The sequence below is a fragment of the Gilliamella sp. Pas-s25 genome, assembly GCF_009795885.1.
GTDB lineage: Bacteria > Pseudomonadota > Gammaproteobacteria > Enterobacterales > Orbaceae > Gilliamella.
This window is the reverse complement of record NZ_WTEV01000097.1, coordinates 1-346: the sequence shown is the minus strand read 5'-3', so window position 1 is coordinate 346 and position 346 is coordinate 1. Positions and strand designations below refer to the sequence as shown.

Below are 346 nucleotides of genomic sequence, written 5' to 3'. Positions count from 1 at the left end.
TTCGTTAGGCTACTTGCCTCCCGTTGAATTTAAAAAACACTTATCCCTTAATTTTTTTGTTTGAAAATGTGTTGCCATTCCACCCTCTATGAATGCCAGTATAATGCCTATGGGCAGATAATAAACGAAACCTACCATCAAGACGATTTCCAATCCCTGCCAGATAACCCGTTAAGGTTCCAAGGGCAATATTATGATGAGGAGACAGGGTTACACTACAACCTAAACCGTTATTACGACCCATTTACAGGTAGATATATTACCCAAGATCCGCTCGGTATACTCGGCGGACTAAATAGTTACCAATATGCTGGTAGCGATCCGATAAATTGGGTTGATCCGTTAG

1 protein-coding gene is annotated in these 346 nt (G+C 41.0%); it reads left to right on the top strand.

The window, feature by feature from the left end; translation table 11 throughout:
- Nucleotides 1-66: 66 nt before the first annotated feature.
- Nucleotides 67-346: RHS repeat-associated core domain-containing protein (locus tag GQ593_RS13495; protein WP_160432485.1), on the top strand; the 280-nt coding region annotated here is incomplete at its 3' end.